Source organism: Paenibacillus popilliae ATCC 14706 (genome assembly GCF_000315235.1).
GTDB lineage: Bacteria > Bacillota > Bacilli > Paenibacillales > Paenibacillaceae > Paenibacillus_B > Paenibacillus_B popilliae.
The window spans coordinates 1-4,971 of sequence record NZ_BALG01000017.1 but is presented as its reverse complement, the minus strand read 5'-3'; the positions used below and the strand labels follow the sequence as shown (position 1 = coordinate 4,971).

The 4,971-nt window shown below is 50.9% G+C and carries 3 protein-coding genes and 2 pseudogenes; all 5 read left to right on the top strand.

Annotated features, from left to right (window positions below; all coding sequences use genetic code 11):
* Positions 1-552: hypothetical protein (locus tag PPOP_RS22470; protein WP_006284232.1), on the top strand; the 552-nt coding region annotated here is incomplete at its 5' end.
* Between the two features lie 362 nt (positions 553-914).
* A pseudogene (locus PPOP_RS25680) lies at positions 915-986 on the top strand (helix-turn-helix domain-containing protein); the annotation flags it as partial.
* Between the two features lie 56 nt (positions 987-1,042).
* Positions 1,043-1,480 (top strand): annotated as a pseudogene (locus tag PPOP_RS19860) (RNA-guided endonuclease TnpB family protein); the annotation flags it as partial.
* Positions 1,481-2,688: 1,208 nt separating this feature from the next.
* Positions 2,689-3,822, top strand: coding sequence for a S1C family serine protease (locus PPOP_RS01415; protein ID WP_006284230.1), 1,134 nt, complete (start codon positions 2,689-2,691; stop codon positions 3,820-3,822).
* An 84-nt stretch (positions 3,823-3,906) separates the two neighbouring features.
* The coding region (locus PPOP_RS01410) for a stalk domain-containing protein (protein WP_006284229.1) at positions 3,907-4,971 on the top strand (1,065 nt) is incomplete at its 3' end.

The window sequence follows — 4,971 nt, the reverse complement described above, 5'->3', positions numbered from 1 at the left end:
GATGGCAAGGTGAAGGAGCAGCTTGACGACCCGGAGGCCTGGGATAACGGCAGCGAGCTGTGGGTTCCGTGGACGAAGACGGTGGAGCGCCAATCGCAAGCTTGGGGGCTTCGGATGCAGATTCCGGAATGGTGGCTTGGCTATCGGGGCGGCAGTGCTACGGAAGAGTTGGAGACGAAGGACGAGGAGGGCGAAGCAGGGGCCATTGCGGCCTACCTCTTGCCGACCAGTTCTTTTATGCTGCATGTGAACCATGTGGCTACGGTCGAGGAGGCGTTGGCCTATTGGAAAGAGTTCCTCCTGTCCGACAATGATCCGTCGATTCGGTTCGTGAAGGAGGAGACGGAAACCTGGCGGGGCCGAACGGCGATGCGCGTTCAGCTCACCGGTTTGACGACCGACGGGGATATCGCGCATACATCAGATATGCTGCTGATCGCCAAGGATGGGTACGTATATACGCTGTGCTACGAGATAATTGACGTATCCCGCACGCCAGAAATGGTGGAACAGTTCGAACAGGTCGTGGACTCGATCCAATTCACCTCTTAATAGAAGGAAGCAATGACGCTATGCCGTGCGGCATGGCGTCTTTTTAATGGTTTTCTGAAAGAATTCTCCCTCCTCTAAATGTGCAGGGCGAAGCCCAATGAAGGTGGCAGATGAATTTTCGGTTGGCGTAAGCCAAAGGCTCTTGCTAACTACTTCTATATAATCAGTCTTAGATAAGAAAGGTGTGATTATATCAATGAAATTAGACAGCAATAATCATTCAGTGTTCTTGTTGCACCATATCCATGTAATGTTCAAAGCACACCCTAATACTGAAATGTCAAAATTTCTAAACAGGTGGCGCAACATTAGAAACAGTAAGGCAGTATATTGAAAAACAAGGTAGAAAGTAGGTGTAAGAAATGTTGAAAGCATACAAATATCGCATATACCCAAATAACGAACAAAAGTTATTCTTCGCAAAAACATTTGGTTGTGTACGCTTTGTGTACAATAAGATGCTTGCTGATAGAATTGATTCTTATAAGGAATCTCACGAAAAAAGAAAGGCTCCAATAACCGAAACAAAGCAAGAATCAAGGTTGCAAAACTTCATGAGAAAATTGCCAATCAAAGAAACAATTTCCTTCACAAAGCAAGTAATCATATCACAAACGAAAACCAAGTTATTGTAATTGAGAACTTACGAGTAAAGAGTATGCAAAAGAATCATAAACTAGCAAAAGCAATTAGTGAAGTTTCTTGGTCAGAATTCAGAAAAATGTTGGATTACAAAGCAATTTGGAAAGGTCGTGATTTGATAATCGCACCAAAAAACTACGCAAGTAGTCAGTTGTGTTCTAAATGTGGTCACAAGAATCCCGATGTAAAAAACCTAAATCTACGTGAATGGACTTGTCCAGAGTGCAATAGCCATCACGATAGGGATGTAAATGCAAGTAAAAATTTTCTGAAACTAGCCATGTAATTGGTATTATCTTTAGCCGTAGGAACTACGGTTATAGCTTGGTAAACGATCGCTTCCATCCGTTTGAACCTATCCGGCAGATGCTCGACGCGCAGTCATGGTACTGTATAGCCTGGCGCGTCGTCACATCGATAAGCCCGCGTCCGTACAGTCTGGTGATGTCTACCAAGATATACCAAGACCCAGGCTTGAGCCGCCTTCAAATTGGCCGGAAGGGATGCGGATGCGCATCATGAAATGACCGTCCTTTTCCTTCCTCATACATTCAAACTTGTTCAACTTCGAAGGGTTCTTTATCCATACCGGGTTCATACGCCATTTGTTTATCCTCCGCCCTCCACCTTCTAAAATTAATCATTCAAATATCCGATATAAATAGTATGAGTTAAATTAGTTACATCGTACCCCAGTTCCTGGGGAGCGACGACAATTAGGAATTATTTTTTCTAATGAGTCCCATGTAAGCGGTTATATAGAGACTCGGAAATAATGCGTGGTTCTGGGTCCGAATGAGGGATAAAAGAGGGGCAAGCGTCCGCGGAAGGGCATGTATGTAAGCCGTTAAAAAAAATGGGCATGCCAACGAACCCTCAAAAAGAGAAATTAAAAAAATGTCCTATGTAAACTGAGTCGCATCAGGCGACTGTTCATTGTTTCAGCCATTCATCAACGGATAACCGCTTTCCATGCTTCATTGCTTAACGATCACCCAATTCTCAAGAGATAGGCAAAAATGCCTTCTCGGCGATTATTGAGGTGTTTCAAAAAAGTCAAGAGGAAAGTTTGTTCGCATCTCTGTCTTGGGGGTGAAACAATAAAAGACCCTGGCCGAAGGGCCGGAGCCAATGCGGATTATTGAATTCCGAGAGGCTACGGCTATCAATGGGAGGGGGGGATCGAGCAATGACATAGGTCATCTGCAAATGGCATTCACGCCGAAAAACTCGCAATACATGACAGTCCTACTAAATAGGGAGGAAAAGTAGTACAACTCTTGCTTGTCTTTTAGATTGCATTGCAGTCGTGAAGATGATTTCAGGCCGGTAAAATCAGAACTGCACAAAAATAGAAAGCGGTTTCATAGGACTCCGAGCTCCACACACATATCAATCGCCGAAAGACAGGCGCTTTGATGAGATGATCAAAGGACGTTTCTTCGCCATTTGGCGAAGGGCCAAGAATCTTTTGCAAAAAAGGGAGAGGAACGAATGAAAAAGGGAGAGAAGCGAATAAAAGCAGTTCATGCCAGGGTGAAGGGGCTGTGTGGCGGGATGCTGGCACTGGTGCTCCTGTGGGGGGCGATGCCGCTGGCGGCGCATGGAGCCGATGCGGTCATGATGAAGGCCGCCAGCATCGACGGCAAGGTATATGTGCAGGCTGAGGCGATGCAGCAATGGTTTGGCGGCGAGGGGACGTACAATTCGAAGACGCAGACGTACAGCTATACGCCCAACGACGTTCCCGCCGTCATTCAAAAGGTCGGACCGTCGGTCGTTACGATTGTACGTGAAAAGGAGGGGGTCGGGTATGATGGGCATGGGTCCGGCTTCGTCGTGCGCGAGGATGGCTGGATTGTAACGAATGCGCATGTTGTTGAAGGAGCCTCGAAGCTGCAAGTGGTTGCCTTGGATGGAACGGCGTATTCCGTTAAAAAATGGTATGCTGACGCGGCAATCGATCTGGCATTGCTGCAAATTAAGGCCAGCGGGCTGAAGCCAGTCGCGTTTGCGAAGCAGACGCCGCAGGTCGGCGAACCGGTCCTCGCTCTGGGAACGCCGCAATCGATGATGCTGCGCAATTCCGCGACGGTAGGTATCGTGAGCGGCATCGAACGGTCGTACGTGGCACCAGGGAAGTGGGGGTACAACTATAAGATGATTCAGGCGGACGTAGCGATTAATGGCGGCAACAGCGGCGGGCCGCTTTATAATATGAAAGGGGAAGTCATCGGTGTCAATTCATCGAAATTTACGGGGAATGACATCGATAACATGGGTTTTGTTATTCCGGCAGATACGGTGCAGATGGCGATTCGCCATTTTATGAACTATGGCAAGATTAAGCGCGCGGATCTTGGCATCGAACTGGAGGAGGACTATGCCGCCTCTGAGGGGCTGCCGGGAGCGGAACCGCTTCGGGTGACGGCGGTGCAAAGTGAAGTGGCGAAGCAGGCCGGTATCTGCGAAGGTGATGTGCTCTATGCCGTCGGCGGGCGGCAGGTGAAGACGCTGGCGGATGTCATTGAAGCGCTCAAGCTGCGGCTGCCTGGCCAACGGGTGTCGCTGACGATGCAGTCGGACGGGGATGTGGTGGAACGGACGGTTGCGCTGGTCGAAGGCTGAGCTATCGTTGCCGTTCCCTTTGCCGGCAGGCAGGGGACACCGTTGATAGGAATGAAGGAGAGCATAGAGAGAGGAGACGGTAGGATGAGAGAGAGGAATACAGGCAAGATTATGGGCAGGATCGCATGCATCGGAATGGCTGCCGCACTGCTGGCCGGAGGACAGGCGATGGCGGCGGCTTCGGCTGCGGGAAGCGATACGATGCAGGCGGCGGCACCCTCGCCCTTGGCCGCACAGGCACAGACACAGGCGGAACAGGTGATGGAAGAGCTACGGCTTCAGCCGGGCAGCGCCAAGGCAACGCTGAACGGGGAAGAATGGACGATAGCCAAGCCGTATGTCAAGCAAGGGGCAACGATGGTGCCGCTGCGGATATTTACCAAGGCATTCGGGGCCGAGCTGAGCTGGAGCGCGGGAGATGTCGTGACATTAAGGAACGACAATACAGCGCTGCGGCTGCGCGTAGGGCAGAAGCAGGCGATGGCGAACGGCAAGGCGGTGGCGCTTCCTGTCGCTCCGGAAATGGTGAACGGCACGCTTATGGCGCCGCTGCAACCGTTGGCGGAAGCCTTTGGAGCTACTTATACGGTGGCGAACGATCAGAGCATTGTGCTGAAACGAACCGGCACGTTGGCGGACGCGGTTATCGATGTGAGCGCGCAGGCGGCACGTATCGGCGATCATGTGCGCCGCTGGTCGATGGTGCTGCCGGAAGGCTGGAGCTATAGGTTATTGACGCCGGAGGAAAATGCCGTCGTCATGGAGAGCCCGTCCGGACAAGCCCGGGTGGAGATTGATATCAATTCGTGGCAGTCCAACAAGCTTGCCCATCTGGCGGATCCGTTCGCGGGGGAAGCAACAGGCAAGCAGATGCTGGAGCATATGAAGACAGAGATGTTCGATAAAGATGCGATCAAGTCGTCCCATATCGGAACGATGGACGGCCAGGCTTATGCGCAGGCTCTTGTCTCTAATAAGGGCGACAGAAAGCTCACCCGTGTATTCAGCGCCGGGGGCAACCGCTATACGGTGAAGATGTATGATGCTGCTGCCTCATCGCCGCGGCAACTGCTTCAATATGAACCGCTGCTGAATACGTTCCGTCCGAATGATGACCCGGCCAACAGAGCGGGGGTGAAGGATATCAGC

Bases quoted from the DNA above. Each gene is read 5' to 3' on its own strand.
- PPOP_RS01415 (WP_006284230.1), top strand. From the start codon at position 2,689: ATGAAAAAGGGAGAGAAGCGAATAAAAGCAGTTCATGCCAGGGTGAAG.